12 protein-coding genes and 5 tRNA genes are annotated in these 15,801 nt (G+C 46.0%); 5 read left to right on the top strand and 12 right to left on the bottom strand.

From position 1 onward, the window contains the following. Positions 1-77: 77 nt before the first annotated feature. Positions 78-329 carry a DUF6482 family protein gene (locus EJ063_RS17415; protein ID WP_126575597.1) on the top strand — a complete coding sequence of 84 codons (252 nt, stop codon included), beginning with the start codon at positions 78-80 and terminating at the stop codon, positions 327-329. 47 nt (positions 330-376) lie between these two features. Here EJ063_RS17415 and EJ063_RS17410 read toward each other — a convergent pair whose 3' ends face one another. Further along, on the bottom strand, positions 377-1,618 hold the full coding sequence (locus EJ063_RS17410; RefSeq protein WP_126575596.1) for an NADH:ubiquinone reductase (Na(+)-transporting) subunit B: 1,242 nt from the start codon (positions 1,616-1,618) through the stop codon (positions 377-379). A 135-nt stretch (positions 1,619-1,753) separates the two neighbouring features. Here EJ063_RS17410 and EJ063_RS17405 point away from each other — a divergent pair, with 135 nt between their 5' ends. Both EJ063_RS17405 and cydB read left to right on the top strand, forming a co-directional pair. Further along, on the top strand, positions 1,754-3,142 hold the full coding sequence (locus tag EJ063_RS17405) for a cytochrome ubiquinol oxidase subunit I (RefSeq protein ID WP_126575595.1): 1,389 nt from the start codon (positions 1,754-1,756) through the stop codon (positions 3,140-3,142). Between the two features lie 9 nt (positions 3,143-3,151). Beyond that, a complete protein-coding gene (cydB, locus tag EJ063_RS17400) occupies positions 3,152-4,150 on the top strand; it encodes a cytochrome d ubiquinol oxidase subunit II (protein WP_126575594.1) in 999 nt (332 codons plus the stop codon). A 138-nt stretch (positions 4,151-4,288) separates the two neighbouring features. Here cydB and EJ063_RS17390 read toward each other — a convergent pair whose 3' ends face one another. The 10 genes from EJ063_RS17390 to EJ063_RS17345 all read right to left on the bottom strand — a co-directional run bounded on the left by EJ063_RS17390 (position 4,289) and on the right by EJ063_RS17345 (position 12,180). Continuing rightward, complete coding sequence (locus tag EJ063_RS17390; protein WP_126575619.1) at positions 4,289-5,197, bottom strand: SPOR domain-containing protein; 909 nt, start codon at positions 5,195-5,197, stop codon at positions 4,289-4,291. 169 nt (positions 5,198-5,366) lie between these two features. Continuing rightward, a complete protein-coding gene (locus EJ063_RS17385; protein ID WP_126575592.1) occupies positions 5,367-6,305 on the bottom strand; it encodes an ABC transporter permease in 939 nt (312 codons plus the stop codon). Positions 6,306-6,307: 2 nt separating this feature from the next. Then, positions 6,308-7,285, bottom strand: a complete 978-nt coding sequence (locus EJ063_RS17380; RefSeq protein WP_126575591.1) for an ABC transporter permease — start codon at positions 7,283-7,285, stop codon at positions 6,308-6,310. Positions 7,286-7,414: 129 nt separating this feature from the next. After that, positions 7,415-8,968: an ABC transporter substrate-binding protein gene (locus EJ063_RS17375; RefSeq protein ID WP_126575590.1), complete on the bottom strand. Its 1,554-nt coding sequence runs from the start codon at positions 8,966-8,968 to the stop codon at positions 7,415-7,417. Positions 8,969-9,061: 93 nt separating this feature from the next. After that, the gene (locus tag EJ063_RS17370; RefSeq protein ID WP_126575589.1) at positions 9,062-10,777 is read right to left on the bottom strand and encodes a dipeptide ABC transporter ATP-binding protein; all 1,716 of its coding nucleotides are present in this window, start codon (positions 10,775-10,777) and stop codon (positions 9,062-9,064) included. A gap of 724 nt (positions 10,778-11,501) precedes the next feature. After that, positions 11,502-11,578: transfer RNA gene (locus tag EJ063_RS17365), tRNA-Pro, on the bottom strand. A gap of 52 nt (positions 11,579-11,630) precedes the next feature. After that, positions 11,631-11,706 (bottom strand) — tRNA-His (locus EJ063_RS17360). A 46-nt stretch (positions 11,707-11,752) separates the two neighbouring features. After that, positions 11,753-11,829, bottom strand: a tRNA-Pro gene (locus EJ063_RS17355). A gap of 165 nt (positions 11,830-11,994) precedes the next feature. Then, positions 11,995-12,070 (bottom strand) — tRNA-His (locus tag EJ063_RS17350). Between the two features lie 33 nt (positions 12,071-12,103). Further along, a tRNA-Arg gene (locus tag EJ063_RS17345) sits at positions 12,104-12,180 on the bottom strand. 310 nt (positions 12,181-12,490) lie between these two features. Here EJ063_RS17345 and EJ063_RS17340 point away from each other — a divergent pair. After that, on the top strand, positions 12,491-12,904 hold the full coding sequence (locus tag EJ063_RS17340) for a c-type cytochrome (RefSeq protein ID WP_126575588.1): 414 nt from the start codon (positions 12,491-12,493) through the stop codon (positions 12,902-12,904). A gap of 82 nt (positions 12,905-12,986) precedes the next feature. Here the strand turns inward: EJ063_RS17340 and rep are convergent, their stop codons facing one another. Next, complete coding sequence (gene rep / locus EJ063_RS17335; protein ID WP_126575587.1) at positions 12,987-15,002, bottom strand: DNA helicase Rep; 2,016 nt, start codon at positions 15,000-15,002, stop codon at positions 12,987-12,989. Between the two features lie 217 nt (positions 15,003-15,219). Here rep and EJ063_RS17330 point away from each other — a divergent pair, with 217 nt between their 5' ends. Further along, positions 15,220-15,786, top strand: coding sequence for a TetR/AcrR family transcriptional regulator (locus EJ063_RS17330; protein ID WP_126575586.1), 567 nt, complete (start codon positions 15,220-15,222; stop codon positions 15,784-15,786). The last annotated feature ends 15 nt before the right edge of the window (positions 15,787-15,801 follow it).

Here is a 15,801-nt window from a genome sequence, read left to right as displayed (position 1 = left end):
CTCTGTTCTGATTTTCTATTGAACTTCTCCTCGCAACCTTCGTAACAAACATCAACACTGTCACCAAGGAGCTAGTTATGAATTTGCTTATTGAGTCATTCGAAGGGGGCATTTACCTTGCCTACTACGTTGAAAATCAACATAAAAATCTCATTCGAGACGAGCAAAAAAAGCCACTCAAGTTTCAAAGTCTAGAACAAGCTAGACACCACTTTCGCGACGAACACTTCTCTTCCGCTACGCTTGTCCACAATAATGCTTACGACGAAATGTGTGGAGAGGACGATGGCAACTCCCCACCTTTGGAAATCGATTTATGCTGGCACTAAATTAAAAGGCCAACCGAAACCGGTTGGCCTTTTTACGACTAATAGCTTTATCGGGATAGTCTGCGTTGTCGGCGCTTAATGTTGGCATCTTTGACAATGAAGTCGAACAGTGGGGCAAATAAGTTAGCAAATAAGATAGCTAACATAATGCCCTCTGGATACGCCGGATTGAGCACTCGAATCCCTACTGTCATCACCCCAATCAACAGGCCATACGCCCACTTACCTTTATTGGTAAAGGCAGCAGACACCGGATCGGTTGCCATAAAGAAGGCACCGAAAGCCAAACCTCCGAGAACAAAGTGCCAGTAGAAAGGCATTGAGAACATACTGTTACTCTCAGATCCGATCCAGTTCAGTAAACTGGACGTTAGCACGACACCAATTAAAACACCGGCCACAATTCGCCAAGATGCAATTCTCATCGCTATCAGCAGCACACCACTAAGCATGATCAATAAGGTTGAAACTTCCCCCATAGAACCAGGCAGATTACCGACAAAGGCATCAAGCCATCCAATAGGCTGACCGGTCATGTTGTTGATCAATTCATTGCTGCCGCCGCCATACCATTGGCTCAATGGAGTGGCTCCCGAATACCCGTCTGCTGCAACCCAAACCGCCCCTCCGGACATATTGCTCGGATACGCAAAGTAGAGAAAAGCTCGACCCGCTAAAGCAGGATTAAGGAAGTTTCGCCCCGTTCCACCAAAGATTTCTTTCGCGACCACAATACCAAACGTAATGCCGAGTGCAGCTTGCCACAAAGGAATGGTCGGGGGGAGTATTAGGGCGAACAGCACCGAGCTGACAAAAAAGCCTTCATTCACTTCATGCTTTCGGACTATCGCAAACAACACTTCCCAAAAACCACCAACCACGAACACGGTGGCATAGACAGGCAAAAAGTAACTGGCACCGAGCAACATCTGTAGTCCCCAGCCACTTTCTGTCATGGCCTGAGGTGAGCCAAACACCCAACTCAATCGCCAACTTGCTTCAATTAAGGCAGCTAAATCCGCTTGAGAATAAGTGACGAGCAACGCAGAGACCGCTTGATGGCCTGTGTTGTACATGCCCCAAAACATGGCTGGGAATGTTGCTAACCAAACCATGATCATAATCCGCTTTAAGTCGACACTATCGCGAACATGAGTGTGCCCTTTGTTCACCAATCCGGGCGTATATATTATCGTCGCCGCGGCCTCAAATAACGGATAAAAACGCTGATATTTACCTCCCGGTTCAAAGTGTGGCTCCCATTGTTCCAATCTTCTTTTTAAACTCATCTCAACCACCTCTCTTTGCTTGAGCTACTGATTCGTACGAGTTCACCTTCCGAACAGAACAAGTTTGTGTTCATATTTTGAACATTTCTCGGTCAGCACCGTAAACATATCTATACCCCTTTAGCGGAGCAGACTATGGACACACTTGCTGTCGACCTCGCGAGGTTTCAATTCGCATTCACTGTCTCTTTTCATATTATTTTTCCCGCTTTCACGATTGGGCTGGCGAGCTATTTAGCCGTATTGGAAGGTCTTTGGCTCAAAACAGGGAAAGAGAAGTACCTGCAAATCTATAAGTATTGGATCAAGATATTTGCCATCAGCTTTGGGATGGGCGTCGTGAGCGGCATTGTGCTCAGTTATCAGTTTGGTACCAATTGGAGTGTATTCGCCGACAAAACAGGCCCGATACTCGGCCCACTGATGGGTTACGAAGTATTTACCGCCTTTTTCCTAGAAGCTGGTTTTCTGGGCGTGATGCTATTTGGTATGGATAGAGTGGGCAAAAAGCTTCACTTTGCTGCCACCTGCATTGTCGCCTTCGGCACCTTTCTGTCCGCTTTCTGGATTTTGTCGGTGAATAGTTGGATGCAGACGCCAGCTGGCTACTCCATCAATGAACTTGGGCAATTTATTCCAGAGAGCTGGTGGGAGATTGTGTTCAACCCTTCGTTCCCATATAGACTGGTGCACATGTTGCTGGCGGCCTACCTGACAACCGCATTCGTTGTGGCAGCGGTTGGTGCATACCACCTACTCAAAGCCCCTCACAATCCTCTCGCTCGCACCATGTTTTCGATGGCAATGTGGATGGCTGCCATCGTTACCCCGATCCAAATCGTTGCCGGCGACTTTCATGGCCTCAATACGCTGGAACACCAACCCGCTAAAATTGCGGCAATGGAGGGTCACTTCCAATCTCATAAGGGCGCACCTCTGATTCTGTTTGGTATCCCGAATGAGGAAACTCAGCAAGTCGATTACAAAGTCGAGATTCCACACCTGGGCAGTCTGATACTGACCCACTCTTGGGATGGCGAAGTGAAAGGACTTGAAGCGTTTCCTGCGGATGAGCACCCTCCCGTGTCTATCGTATTTTGGAGTTTTAGGGTCATGATCGGTATCGGTGTGGGCATGTTTTTCATTGGGTTGATCAGTTTATGGCTGAGAAAAAAGCGAACCCTCTACGGCACACCTTGGTTCCACCGTATTTGTGTCGCCTTTGGGCCAGCCGGATTCATTGCCGTCCTAGCAGGATGGATAACCACCGAAGTTGGTCGTCAGCCTTATACTGTGTATGGCCTGCTCAAAACCATCGACTCTGCGTCTCCAATTGATGCTGCCGCTGTCAGTGTCTCCTTGGCGGCATTTGTGATTGTCTACTTCATTATTTTTGGTGCTGGTTTCTTCTACTTGATCCGATTGATGCGTAAGTCACCGACCCGCTATGAAGAAGCGCTAGACAGCCGACTACCCGATGGAACCGATACCTCTCCGGTTTCCCATTCGAATCATCTCACTTAGGAGTCAGCTATGGATTACGCATTGATATGGTATGGGCTTATCGGATTAGCTGTCCTGATATACGTTGTGCTGGATGGGTTTGATTTGGGCATTGGTATTTTATTTCCAAGCGCACACAGCAAGGAAGAACGCGACCTGATGATGAACAGCATTGCGCCGGTTTGGGATGGCAATGAAACTTGGCTTGTACTCGGCGGTGGTGGTTTATTTGCAGTGTTTCCGCTGGCCTACGCGGTCGTGATGCCTGCCCTTTACGCTCCTTTAATCATTATGCTGCTTGGACTGATTCTCCGCGGGGTCTCATTTGAGTATCGTTTTAGAACCAAGCGAGGCATCTTTTTGTGGGACAGTGCATTCTTCATTGGCTCCCTTAGTGCAACCTTGATGCAAGGCATCATGCTCGGCACCTTACTGCAAGGGATAAGTGTTGAAGGACGTTCTTATGCTGGCGGTTGGTTTGATTGGCTAACACCGTTCAGCCTCTTTTGCGGATTCGCCTTGATGTGCGCCTATGTACTGCTTGGGTCGTGCTGGCTACTGATCAAATTACCGGAAGATATCATTGGCCGCTATTATGGCATCGCACGACGGTGGGGAATGTTGTTAGTCGGGTGCATAGTGATCGTCAGTCTTTGGTTACCAATGGCAAACGAACTCATTGCAGTACGTTGGTTTACACTGCCTAATGCGCTGCTGTTAGTTGCTATTCCTATCTGCGCTTCAGTCTGCATCTGGTTCTTGTTTGATGCGTTAATCAATCGTCTAGCCCTGCGTAGCTACCTACTTTCAATTGTGCTGTTTCTCATCGCAGCCATCGGGTTTGCCGTCAGTACCTTCCCTTACTTGGTGCCTTTTGCACTTACGTACTCGGAGGCCGCTGCGCCTGACTCAAGCTTGGTGTTTCTTCTCGTGGGAGCAGCTATCTTACTGCCACTTATTATCGCGTACTCAGCGTACTCTTACTGGGTATTTAGAGGCAAGCTCAAGCATGGTGAGGGCTATCACTAATGAAAAGCACATGGAGACAATGGGGCTGGTTTGTCTTTCTTTGGTTGGCCAGTATCGGAGCGCTAACCGTTATCGCCGCTGTTATTCGACTCGCTCTACCCCAGTAACAAAAAAGCAGGCTATCTCGCCTGCTTTTCACTATTTCACACACATTATATTGAGTAACGAGCTGCCTTTAAGCTGGTTAGTTTTACCACTGGTAAACATGCCCACTTTCTCAGCGCCCCAATACGGCAAATGCATTGGCCATTGGCTCTTCTCCATTTCCCCAGACGCGAGCAACGCTTGCCACTGCTCAGTGGTCGCGAGTTTCATACCCAAACGGTAACAGGTTTTGTAAGCCGCTTCATAACTCATGCGGTTCCATGGGAGAGAATGTTCCATGTAAAACTGATCATCGCTAAACATCAGGTAAGGAACGTTATACTCAACCCCACTCACGCTGGTCGACAGGCGAATGGTGATTTCCTGCTGCGGCTGTGCTTTCTTCGATTCAGTAGCAGTCACCACAGGCGTTGGCTGTGATTTTACTGGCGCAGGGATGACGGTCGTCGCTTGAGTCGAAGTACGAGAGACCTTTTTAGCCACTGGTTTAACTGGCGCAGGTGACACAGCGCCTTTGACCACTTCACGAATAAAGGCTTCTTTGTAACCAGGCTCTGTCTTAACGTTCGCCAAATCTTGTTTCGCTTGAGCAAAGTCGGTGTACGGGCCAATCAAGCATCGATTCGCTTTCCCTTCCGCCTTTGCCCACACATCAGTGGAAATATGTTGATAGAGCTTTTTTGCTTTCGCCACAGATAAAGGCTGACCGAAGACGCCACACTGAATCCAAAACGTCGATTCACTGCCACGAGGTTTAGTCTTCCCCCAGAGCCCTTTGCCAATCGGACACGCTTTATCTAAAACAGGCAGCTCATTGGTTGAGGCTTGAGTGGCATCACAAAGAAATTCCTCTGCGAATACGGGCGTGGAAAGAACTGGTAAGGCCAATAGCCCAATCAGGCTACCTAACTTTAAATAAGACTGTTTTGGTTTCAACACCATCTTGATACCCATACCTGTTAACTTCATCCTTAATCTGCTCTTCTTGTAGATAAGCATAGTGACATTATTATTGATTCACTGTTGAGAAAAAGTGAATGCAAAAAAAGAGCCGTAATCAATTACGGCTCTTAGTGTAGTGAGAATAGACTAATTAAATCTTAGGGTTAGATCACCCTTTGTAGATTTTCGGGTTAAATACATCACGTAACCAGTCACCCAATAGGTTAATCACAAGAACTAGCGTCACCAGAACAATGCCTGGGAAGGCGGTAATCCACCATGCGCCAGAGAAGATGTAGTTAAAACCAATGCTGATCAGAGCACCTAACGATGGCTGGTCTACTGGTAGACCTAAACCTAGGAAAGAAAGTGCCGCTTCTGACATGATGGCGTTTGCCACCTGAACCGTTGAGATAACCAAAATTGGTGACAAACAGTTCGGTAAGATGTGACGGAACATAATACGTGGTGCTTTAAAGCCCATCACACGCGCCGCTTCAACATACTCTTTCTTTTTTTCAGCCAATACTGAGGCACGAATAGTACGCGCATATTGTGGCCATTCCGCAACACCGATGATCACCACCAGCATCACAACCGCATACTGGCTGTAAAAGTCACTGCCAAAGCTGGCTTTAAAGATAGCCGAAACGATGATCGCTACCATCATGGTTGAGAACGATAACTGTACATCGGCAAAACGCATCAGGAAGCTATCGATACGGCCACCGAAGTAACCAGCCGATAGACCAATCACAATACCCAGCACCAGTTGAAGACCCACCGCAAGAAAACCGATAGTCAACGACAGACGTGAGCCGTATAGGATCGTTGAGAGAATGTCACGACCCTGCTCATCGGTACCAAGTAAGAATCGCTCATCACCATCTTCCATCCAGATTGGGGGAAGCTCAGAATCCATAATATCAATCGAAGAGAGATCATACGGGTCTGACGGTGCGAGAACTGGTGCGGCTAACGCCATCACCAAGAAAAGCATGAACACAGTAAAACTTGCCATCGCGACTTTATCGCGCTTGAAGTAATACAAGAAATCCGATTGTTTAAAGCGCTCCCAACGAGAAGGAACAGCTGCTGTTTGGCTCATGATTACGCTCCTTTACCAGTTAGATTTACGGTCGGGTTGATGATGCCGTATAGCAAGTCAACAATGGTGTTAGTGACCACGAAAATCAGGCCAACGAAGATAACGTAAGCAGTGATAAGTGGTGTATCAACACGGTTAATTGCTTCTAGGAAAAGGAAACCTGTCCCAGGCCATTGGAAAACCGTTTCAGTCAGGATGGTATAAGCCACCATAGTACCAATCTGAACACCGCCTACGGTGAGTACTGGCAACATGGTGTTTTTCAAAGCGTGTTGGTAATAGATTTTATTCAGCGCTAGGCCTTTCGCTTTACCAAATTTAATGTATTCAGAGCTTAGCACTTCTAGCATCTCAGAACGTACTAGACGAATAAACAATGGCAGCATAATAGATGCCAGTGCAATACATGGCAGAACTAAGTGAGAAAGACCATCAAGAGTAAAGAAGCCAGACTCCCAACCAAAGATGTTGGCGGTTTCACCTCGACCATAAGACGGCAGCCAGCCAAGCTCAATCGAGAAAACATACATCAGCATGATCGCCGTTAAGAAAACCGGAATTGAAATACCGATACTACTGCCGGCCATGACCAGCTTAGTGAAGAAACTTTTTGGATGAATCGCAGAGTAGACGCCAAGAGGAATCGAGCAGAAAACAATGATCAGCGTGGCACCAAACACCAGCTCTAGCGTTGCGACTAATTTATCAAGAATCACTTCAACCGCAGGGCGCTTGAAGAAGTAAGATGTACCTAAATCACCTTGTAGCGCATTGCCAACAAAGCGAGTGTATTTTGTAATGAAGGGATCATTCAGACCTAGATCATCACGCAGTGCTTGACGCTCGGCTTCTGAAACCGATTGACCAACCAGCTCACGTAACGGGTCGCCTAAGTTATCCTGAATGGCAAACGCCACTAGACTGATCACAAACATCACTATCAGTGCCTGAAACAGGCGCTTGACCAAGAACGAAAACATTCCTTGCCCCTTAAACTTTCCATGAATTTCAGTCTTAAAAATGGTACTTAACCCGACTGAAACAAAGTTAAGTACCAAAAATCAACCAAGCACTCGGTATTGCGAGCGCTTGGTCTGGTTCACTTAGGGTTATTTAACCACTAGGTCACCGAAGTATGGGAAGTTCATACCGTTGATGATTGGACCAATCTCAACGTTACCTTTCGCTGCCCATGATGGATCTTGCCAGTGTAGAGGTACGAATGCCGCTTCGTTGTATAGAATCTCTTCTACTTTCTTCAGCGATGCACTACGTTTTTCTAGATCCGTCATTGTGTTCGTTTCTACAATCAGCTTATCAACTTCAGCATTTGAGTAATGGCCACAGTTGTACTGACCTTTACCTGTTTCTGCATCACGCGTCATCGCTAGGAACTCAGTAAAGTTACCTGAATCCTCTGTATCTGGGTGCCAGCCGATCATTAGCATATCTGCCGCACACTTATCGAACTCAGGCCAGTATTGCGCTTTTGGCATTGTCTTCAGATCAACCTTGATGCCGATCTTAGACAGCATTGCTGCAGAAGCTTGAGCAATCTTGTCATCGTTCACGTAACGGTTGTTTGGCGCCATCATGGTTAGCGTAAAGCCGTTCTCGTAACCCGCTTCTTTCATCAGCTCTTTCGCTTTCTTAAGATCGTAGCGAGGTTTAAGATCGGCGTTGTGACCAACGAAACCTACTGGGCTCTGTTGACCAGCGGCTGTCGCTGCACCCTTCATTACTTTCTTAGTAATACCTTCATTGTTGATTGCGTAAGTGATCGCCTGACGAACACGTACATCTTTCAATGCAGGGTTGCTGTTTTGGTTCATTTGGAACGTGATTACGCGCGTACCAGGCATAGTGTATAGGTCAACACTGTCTGCTTTCTTAATACGCTTGTAGTCGTTTGGTGCAACAGGCGCAATCATGTCTACGTCACCAGAAAGAAGGGCTGCAACACGAGTCGCGTCTTCTTTGATTGGCACTAGCGTTAGCTTGTCTACGTTACCTTCAGAACCGTTGTCCCAGTAATCAGCGAAACGCTCAAACGTTACTTTAACGCCTTGCTCACGTTGAGTGATAACGAAAGGACCTGTACCAGAAACGTTCGTTGAGGCGTAAGAGTTACCGTGCTTCACTAGCTCAGCTTTGTCTTTACCATCTTCTGTCTTACCTGAGTAGAACTTGCTGTCCATTGGGAACAGGTAAGTCATTACGTTTTCTACTAGTGGGTAAACACCGTCTGTTTTTACTTCAACTGTGTAATCGCCAGTTTTGGTAATAGATACGATTGGGCCGAAGATGCCTTTGAAATCTGGAGAGCTTTTCAGACGGTCAAATGTCCACACTACGTCATCTGCAGTTAATGCATTACCAGAGTGGAACTTAACGCCTTGGCGAATATTAAACTGCATTGTTTCGCCATCAAGACGCTCCCAAGACTCAGCCAAGCGAGGTTCAAATTCCATTTTTTGGTTAAAACGGATTAGCGGATCAAATACCATGTGAGACATTTGCAGTGTACCGCCAGACAATTGCTCATGCGGGTCAAGTGACACTGGGTCTGCATCATAAGCGACGGTAATATCTGCTGCCGCTGCGCCAAAGCTAAGGCCAGCTGCCATTAAAGCCACTGCTAGTTTGCTTTTCATGGTTTTCATTGCATAACTCCTTATGCGGGATTTCTATCCCTAGTTGTTGTATTTGCGTCTGTTAAATACCTGACTCTGCGCGTGTCAGGAAAGATCTACGACTTACGCCGTTTTTATTTCCTCTCTTAAGCCCGTAAATTCAGGCATTAGAGAAATCAGTTGCTTACTGTATTCATGCTGAGGAGAGTTAAACAGCTGTTCAGTCGGGGCCACTTCCAGTAGCGTACCCATCTGCATCACACCCACTCGGTCACACATCTGACGAATAACCGGTAGGTCATGACTGATAAATAGCATGGTTAGATTTAACTCATCTTGCAGGTCTTTCAGCAAGTTTAGGATTTGTGCCTGTACCGATACATCTAGGGCCGACGTCGGTTCATCACAAATAAGCAATCGAGGGCGAGTCGCCAGTGCGCGAGCAATCGAAATACGCTGACGCTGACCACCAGAAAACTCGTGAGGGTATTTCACGCCTGCCATTTTGCCCAAGCCAACGTGATCAAGTAGATCATTTACGATCGTGCGCGTTTCAACTTCACTGTTGGTCAGTTTATGGAATCGAATAGGTTCTGCGATGATATCGAAGATTTTCATACGCGGATTCATTGAAGTGTATGGGTTTTGGAACACCATCTGCATCTGACGACGCAGCGGACGGCGCTCTTTCTCAGATTTCAATGAAGTCAGGTCGATACCTTCAAACGTTACTTTGCCTGAGTTCGGTGCATAAAGACCGGCAATAACACGTGCAATAGTTGATTTACCAGAACCAGATTCACCCACTAAACCAAACGTCTCACCTTCAAACACTTCAAAGCTAACGTTGTTCGATGCCTGCACGTATTCACGGCGGCTTTCAAACAAAGAGTCTTTAGTGACAAAGCGTAGGTTTACGTTTTCAACGTTCAGCAGAGAACCGGTGTAGTCACGGTGATCTTGGCTTTGACCAAGCCAGTGGTTTTTAACATCCAGCGGTTCCATTTCATGGGCTTCTTCGATGTAAGAAACCAATGGGAAGCGATCAAGCTTCATATCTGAACGAGGAACGGCCGAAATAAGACTGCGTGTGTAGGAATGGTCAGGGTCACCCAGTACTTTAGCGGTTGGACCAAATTCGACTAGGTCACCACGATACATCACCGCAACACGGTCCGTAACGTTAGAAACCACACCCATATCGTGAGTAACCAACATACAACCTACGTTGTTCTTAATACACAACTCGCGAATAAGGCTTAGAATTTGGTCTTGAATTGATACATCGAGAGCGGTCGTTGGCTCATCAGCAATAATAAGTTCAGGTTCGCCAGCAAGTGCAATGGCGATAACCACACGCTGACGCATACCACCAGAGAACTGGTGAGGGTACTGTTTGAGTCGGTTTTCAGGCTGTGGGATACCAACCTGCTGCATTAAAGAAAGCGAGCGTTGATACGCTTCTTCATCTGAAACCTTCATATTGGCATGAATGGTCTCTTTTAATTGCTGCTCAACGGTGAAAAGAGGGTTCAGTGACGTCATTGGGTCTTGGAAAATAAATCCAATTTTTGAACCACGCACTGTGCGCATTTGTTCTGGCGTTAATCCTGAGATTTGCTCGCCATCCAAATAGACATCACCACTCGCGATACGACCAGGAGGACTCAATAGATCGATAACGGCGTTACCAACTGTTGATTTACCTGCACCGGATTCGCCAACAACACCGACAATTTCACCACGTTCGATGTTGAAAGAAAGCGACTTAACTGCGGCATGAACACCATGACGCGACGGGTACTCTATTCGAAGGTTTTTAACTTCTAAAAGTGACATTAACCAGACCTCTACTGCTTCGGCAGCTTTCTGCCCTGTCTGAAAAGTGAATCCATTCTTACCAGAATATCGTTCTAGCAATTTATAAGCTCATCAATTTGGCAAAAATTTCACAGAAAAGCAACAAACATAGGATAAAAAGTTGAGTTAGGACAAAAACCAAGCAGCTTATCAAAATAAATATGCAATTAGGTTAGATGATCGGTTGGTCTAACCTGATAATAATTAGCAACAAAACACCGCTATAGCTAAACTTTTGGCTATTTCATACAACTTTTAGCAATAAGTGAATATGAATATAAATTCAAACCACCACCACCATGCTTGATTAACAAATTAAAAACAAACAACCAAGATTAATAATATATTTAGTTCATTAATTTATGTTTAGACCAAATGGCAGACTTTATCCAATGCAATAAACAAATAAATTAGTCCGATAAGCTAGTTTTAATATTATCTAGTTTGATCACTATGGTTAAGTGGAATGCTTAAGTATGAGGACATGAAAGGTGAGAAGGCAGTAAAGGAAAGATCGAGAATGGAAGAGTCTGCGAGCGGATGAAAGGCCAATGATATAGAGAAATCTTCTGCTTTACGGCAAGCGTTAACAGATTCCCTACTCCCTCATTCTTCGGTCTATGGAATGACGGTTTATTGGATATAAAGTTAAGAATTCTAGATGCAAAAAAGCCCCGTCATTTCTGACGGGGCTTTCTAATAGTGGTCGGTGAAGAGGGATTCGAACCCCCGACCCTCTGGTCCCAAACCAGATGCGCTACCAAGCTGCGCTATTCACCGACTTATGTTTTATCTCGTTTTCACAAGAAAGGGAGCAAAGCTACCTGAATAATGGGGTGGCTAACGGGACTTGAACCCGCGACAACTGGAATCACAATCCAGGGCTCTACCAACTGAGCTATAGCCACCGCTAATTTTTGTTGTTCACCGCTTCTTGAGCGTTAAACGAAAGAGTGGTCGGTGAAGAGGGATTCGAACCCCCGACCCTCTGGTCCCAAACCAGATGCGCTACCAAGCTGCGCTATTCACCGACATAGTATTTTTTTACTTGGTTTACGTTATAGAGAGTCAACCCTCTGGTCCCGCTTATTCCAAGAGCCGAAATGCGCTACAAACACGCTATTCACCGACTTATGTTTTGTTTCGAATCGAAACTGGAAACCGAAGTTACCGCATTCTACTTTCAAAGAAGAGAATGGGGTGGCTAACGGGACTTGAACCCGCGACAACTGGAATCACAATCCAGGGCTCTACCAACTGAGCTATAGCCACCACTGATTTTTTACCGATAAACCTTAAGGCGATTGGCACGCCCGAAAGGATTCGAACCTTCGACCTTTGGCTCCGGAGGCCAACGCTCTATCCAACTGAGCTACGGGCGCATGCCCCATCGGCGGAGTGGAATAATACGTATATCACACTATGTCGTCTAGTACTTTTTCAACTTTTTTTATCGTTTGACGCCTTTTTCAACAATTAAAGTGTGATAAACCCCTACTTCCGATTAGATAACTGATATTAACGAGGTAACTTGCTGTTTATTGCAACAAGTTAACAGGATATAATCACCCATTATTTACATTGATTTAACAGCGTTACCCGTTTTTTACGTCCGTTTCGGCTGTTGATATCAAATCACACTCTAATAATGGGTAAGCACGAACTTACCTTCAGGAATGTAAAGTGAGTTTAATGGATATGTCTCGAAAATTATTAACCGCTTTGGTCGCTGCAATCACTTTTTCTAGCGCCTCTTTTGCAGCAAGCGTAAGCCAAGAAGAATATGATGCAATTGCAGAACGTATTAAACCTGTTGGTGATGTTTACCTTGCAGGCGCAGAGCCAGTGAAAGCAGAGCCAACTGGCCCTCGCGATGGTGCAACTGTTTATGGCACTTTCTGTATTGCTTGTCACGCATCTGGCGTAAGTGGCGCACCGAAGACTGGTGATGCTGGCGATTGGTCTCCACGTATTGCACAAGGCCGAGATGTACTTAACAACCATGCAATCAACGGCTTTAACGCGATGCCGGCGAAAGGTTCTTGTATGGATTGTTCTGACGATGAAATCATCGCAGCCATCGACCATATGATTGAAGGTCTATAAGACGTTAATCAACCCAAGATAAAAGAAAAGCTTGAGTATCACACTCAAGCCTTTTTTGTTCCCTCTATATAGAAGCAGCTCTCTACTTCTTAAACATTGCGCGTAAGTTGGCAATGTGTGCCTGACCTTTTTCCATCCGCTCTTCGGCCGAGACAGGTTTTTTAGTCTGTTCCCACTCAACATCATCAAATGGCAACTCATCTAAGAAGCGACTTTGGGTTGGCTTGATCAACTCACCAAACTGTCGGCGCTCTTTACACATAGTAAAGGTCAGCTCTCGCTGCGCACGAGTAATGCCTACATACATCAAACGGCGCTCTTCTTCGACATTCTCTTCATCAATACTAGTCTGGTGCGGCAAAATGCCCTCTTCCGAACCAATTAGGTACACATAAGGAAACTCGAGACCTTTCGAAGCATGTAATGTCATTAACTGAACCGCATCGCTGTCTTCGTCTTCTTCACCACGCTCCATCATGTCGCGCAGCGTTAAACGCTGAACCACTTCTTTAATGGTTTTCTCTTCTTGATCGTAATTGTCACCCTCAAGGTCAGCGACGATCCAAGAATAGAGATCAGAAACGTTCTTCATACGCATCTCTGCGGCTTTTGGACTCGCAGAGGTTTCGTACAACCAATCTTCGTAGTTGATATCACGCACAAGCGAGCGAACCGCTTCCACCGTATCACCGCGCTCCGCTTGATCGGCAATTTTCACCAGCCAAGTAGTGAAGCGGCGTAAATTCTCTAGGCCACGACCTGAAAGTGTTTGCTCAAGCCCCATTTCAAAGCTGGCTTCAAACAAGCTTTTGCCGCGCATATTGGCGTAGCTACCGAGCTTCTCTAGCGTCACTGGGCCAATTTCACGGCGCGGTGTGTTCACGATACGTAGGAAAGCATTGTCATCGTCCGGATTCACCAACACACGTAAGTACGCCATGATGTCTTTGATTTCAGCGCGAGCAAAGAACGACGTGCCACCTGACAGCTTGTAAGGCACGCGGTTTTGCATCAACGACTTTTCAATCAGTCGAGATTGATGGTTTCCTCTATATAACACCGCGTAGTCTTTGTACTCAGTGCGATTAAGGAATTTGTGTGCGATCAACTCACCGGTCACACGTTCCGCTTCGTGTTCCTCATTTTTTGCCAACAAGACTTTGAGTTTCTCTCCATCAGGGATTTCTGAAAACAGCGACTTGTCATAGACATGGGGGTTGTTAGCGATCAAGATGTTGGCCGCACGCAAAATTCGGCTAGTTGAACGGTAGTTCTGCTCTAGCTTAATTAGGCGCAAGTTCGGGTAATCTTCACCAAGCAGCACCAGGTTTTGCGGTTTAGCACCACGCCATGAGTAGATAGACTGATCATCATCACCAACGACCGTTAAGCGGCCACGTTCACCGACAATGAGCTTCACCAAATCGTATTGGCTTGTGTTGGTATCTTGGTATTCATCAACAAGCAGGTAACGGATACGATTTTGCCAACGTTGACGCACTTCCTCATTGGTTTTGAGCAGTAACACCGGAAGAGAAATCAGGTCATCGAAGTCGAGCGCGTTATATGCTTTCATCTGCTTTTGGTACATCTCAAAACAGAAAGCAAACAGCTGCTGTTGCTCACCTTTCGCCTGAGCTTTCGCTTGGTCAGGCGTCAGCATGTCGTTTTTCCAATTGGAAATCGTGCTGAGCAGCTGACGTAACAAATCTTTGTCACCATCGAGTTGCTTTTCGGTCAGCTCTTTTAGCAGTGCCATTTGGTCTTGGTCATCAAAAAGCGAAAAGCCTGCTTTTAAGCCCAGTGACTTATATTCTCGCTTAATGATATTGAGGCCTAAGGTGTGGAACGTCGACACCATCAAGCCTTTCGATTCGTTTTTACCTAGCGTCTGCCCGACACGTTCTTTCATCTCTCGGGCCGCTTTATTGGTAAAGGTAACCGCAGCGATGTTACGTGCTTTGTAGCCACACTGCTGAACAAGGTAAGCAATCTTATTGGTAATTACGCGCGTTTTACCTGAGCCTGCACCTGCCAGCACTAAGCAAGGGCCAGATACGTATTTAACGGCTGCGTCTTGATTGGGGTTCAGCTTCATCGCTATCTCTACGGTACAAAAAAGTGGCGCCTATAATAATAGTGCAATCACAAGATTGCTATGTTTACTCAAAGGCAACGTAAACCTAGCGCCTTTTATTCACAATTTTTTTGCTCTATTCATGCAATAGTTTGTTGCATATGTGGTGGCTCTTTAGGCTATAATGAATGAACGTTCATTCACTAACCCGCTATATGCACTGTCTGGATCTGCTTTGATGAAAGATAAAAGACAAAAAATCATAGATGCCGCAGAAACATTGATTGCAGAATCAGGGTTTCAAGGCCTCTCGATGCATAAGTTGGCCAAAGAAGCTGGGGTCGCAGCAGGAACGATTTATCGCTACTTCTCTGATAAAGAGGATTTACTGCAACAAGTTCGTTTAGAGGTAGCTCAACGGAACGCCGAGGCTATTCAGCGTGATGTTGATGAATCCATGCCGCTAAAAGAACGCTTTCGCAAAATGTGGTTAAACATTTTTGATCTCTCGGTGTCGAATATCGACAACTTAAAGAACCGTGCTCAGTACGATTCTTTACCTTGTGTTCGTAGCCATGAGACCAAAGAAATTGAGCGAAAGATGTTCAGTAAGGTTGATCAGCTTTTCACAGAAGGACGTGAGACGGGGGTATTTAAACCTCTAGACAACCCAGTGTTGGCTGCACTTAGTTTAGAAGTCAGTGTCACTCTGGCTCGTAAACAATCGCTTGGATATTACCAACTGGATCAAGATGCTATCGAAGCAGCCATTGAGGCTAGCTGGGATGCAATCATTACACATTAACTTGGAGTTCTAACT

Origin of the sequence: Vibrio aquaticus, assembly GCF_003970385.1 — a bacterium.
GTDB lineage: Bacteria > Pseudomonadota > Gammaproteobacteria > Enterobacterales > Vibrionaceae > Vibrio > Vibrio aquaticus.
This window is presented reverse-complemented; position numbering and strand designations above follow the sequence as displayed.

What these genes read in the sequence shown, in the direction of transcription:
- EJ063_RS17370 (WP_126575589.1), bottom strand. Translation starts at nt 10,777, where the DNA reads ATGTCACTTTTAGAAGTTAAAAACCTTCGAATAGAGTACCCGTCGCGT.
- cydB (WP_126575594.1), top strand. Translation starts at nt 3,152, where the DNA reads ATGGATTACGCATTGATATGGTATGGGCTTATCGGATTAGCTGTCCTG.
- EJ063_RS17375 (WP_126575590.1), bottom strand. Translation starts at nt 8,968, where the DNA reads ATGAAAACCATGAAAAGCAAACTAGCAGTGGCTTTAATGGCAGCTGGC.
- rep (WP_126575587.1), bottom strand. Translation starts at nt 15,002, where the DNA reads ATGAAGCTGAACCCCAATCAAGACGCAGCCGTTAAATACGTATCTGGC.
- EJ063_RS17340 (WP_126575588.1), top strand. Translation starts at nt 12,491, where the DNA reads ATGGATATGTCTCGAAAATTATTAACCGCTTTGGTCGCTGCAATCACT.
- EJ063_RS17385 (WP_126575592.1), bottom strand. Translation starts at nt 6,305, where the DNA reads ATGAGCCAAACAGCAGCTGTTCCTTCTCGTTGGGAGCGCTTTAAACAA.
- EJ063_RS17405 (WP_126575595.1), top strand. Translation starts at nt 1,754, where the DNA reads ATGGACACACTTGCTGTCGACCTCGCGAGGTTTCAATTCGCATTCACT.
- EJ063_RS17415 (WP_126575597.1), top strand. Translation starts at nt 78, where the DNA reads ATGAATTTGCTTATTGAGTCATTCGAAGGGGGCATTTACCTTGCCTAC.
- EJ063_RS17380 (WP_126575591.1), bottom strand. Translation starts at nt 7,285, where the DNA reads ATGTTTTCGTTCTTGGTCAAGCGCCTGTTTCAGGCACTGATAGTGATG.
- EJ063_RS17330 (WP_126575586.1), top strand. Translation starts at nt 15,220, where the DNA reads ATGAAAGATAAAAGACAAAAAATCATAGATGCCGCAGAAACATTGATT.
- EJ063_RS17390 (WP_126575619.1), bottom strand. Translation starts at nt 5,197, where the DNA reads ATGGTGTTGAAACCAAAACAGTCTTATTTAAAGTTAGGTAGCCTGATT.
- EJ063_RS17410 (WP_126575596.1), bottom strand. Translation starts at nt 1,618, where the DNA reads ATGAGTTTAAAAAGAAGATTGGAACAATGGGAGCCACACTTTGAACCG.